The organism is Nocardiopsis sp. NPDC055824, from assembly GCF_053616335.1.
The window spans coordinates 1-1430 of the sequence record NZ_JBSHDN010000407.1 but is presented as its reverse complement, the minus strand read 5'-3'; the positions used below and the strand labels follow the sequence as shown (position 1 = coordinate 1430).

1 protein-coding gene is annotated in these 1430 nt (G+C 79.4%); it reads left to right on the top strand.

Annotated elements, in window-relative coordinates; all coding sequences use genetic code 11:
* Positions 1–101: 101 nt before the first annotated feature.
* Positions 102–1094 carry a tRNA pseudouridine(38-40) synthase TruA gene (gene truA, locus ACWGL3_RS32200; RefSeq protein ID WP_267946668.1) on the top strand — a complete coding sequence of 331 codons (993 nt, stop codon included), beginning with the start codon at positions 102–104 and terminating at the stop codon, positions 1092–1094.
* The last annotated feature ends 336 nt before the right edge of the window (positions 1095–1430 follow it).

Genomic DNA, 1430 nt, shown 5'->3' with positions numbered 1-1430 from the left:
CCGAGGGCCCCACCCCTCCGGGGGTCGGGCACTCGTGTTTTCCAGGAGGGCGGACGCCTGGGGCGCCGCCCTCCGACGGTGGGCCTGAACGGATGGGTGTGATGGACGAGAACGGGACGACGGCCGGGGCCGGGCCCGCGGGGGAGCCCCCGCGCGGCGCCGCGGCGGAGGAGCCGGGACGCGCCGGTGTTCCAGGGGGCGCCGGGGCCGGTGGCGCCGCCGGCCCCCCGGAGGCCGGCGCGGGCGACGCGTCCGGGGCCGAGCCGGCGGTCAGGATCCGGCTGGACATCGCCTACGACGGCACGGACTTCTCGGGGTGGGCCGCGCAGCCCGGGCGCCGAACGGTGCAGGGCGAGCTGGAGTCGGCCCTGGAGAGGGTCCTGCGGCTGCCGCGCGTGGCACTGACCTGCGCGGGTCGCACGGACGCCGGGGTGCACGCCAGGGGGCAGGTGGCGCAGGCCGACATCCCGGCGGCCACCTGGGAGGCCGAGGGGGAGAGGGTGCTCCGCCGCCTCGCCGGGGTCCTGCCCAAGGACGTGCGCGTGACCGGGGCCCGGAAGGCCCCACCGGGGTTCGACGCGCGGTTCTCCCCGCTGTTCCGGCGCTACGAGTACCACGTGAGCGACGCCCCCCACGGGGTGGACCCGCTGCTGCGCCGGTCGGTGCTGTGGCACAGGAGCCCGCTGGACGAGGGGCGGATGAACGAGGCAGCGGCGCGGCTGGTCGGCGAGCACGACTTCGCGGCCTTCTGCAAGAAGCGGGAGGGCGCCACGACCGTCCGGGAGCTGCTGCGCCTGGAGTGGGCGCGTGTGGACACCCACCTGCTGCGCGGGACGATCCAGGCGGACGCCTTCTGCCACAACATGGTGCGCGCCCTCGTGGGGGCGCTCCTGGCCGTGGGCGACGGGCGCCGGGACGCGGACTGGCCGGGGACGGTGCTCGGCGCGGCCGTGCGCGACTCCTCCGTGCACGTGGTGGGACCGCAGGGGCTCAGCCTGGAGGAGGTGCGCTACCCCGGGGACGAGGAGCTGGCGGCGCGGGCCTCGGCGACCCGGCGGGTGCGCGAGCTGCCCTGCCGGGGGCACTCGGCCTGACGCGGGGCGCCTGGCACGGGGCGCGGCGGCCGGGGACCGGCGGCGCGGCCGGGCCGCCGGGACGGTCAGGGCGTGCGGCGTCCGGTGCGGCCGGGCGCCGCGTCAGGCGTCCTGCGCGTCCTGTGCGGGGCAGCGGGGCCCGCGCGGCCTGCGCGACCGGTGCGGTGCAGCGGGGCCGGTGTGACCCCGGAATCCCCCCGCTTTCCACGGTAGGGCCGGGCCGTGGGCGGGGGAAGCCCGCTCCGCGGGCTGTGGACGGGGGCGGAGAGGCCGAGGACGACGGAGGGGGCGCCCGGTCCGGGCGCCCCCTCCCCGGGGGCCCGGGCGGATCAGGCG

Coding starts and splice junctions, on each gene's coding strand:
- truA (WP_267946668.1), top strand. CDS start 102: ATGGACGAGAACGGGACGACGGCCGGGGCCGGGCCCGCGGGGGAGCCC.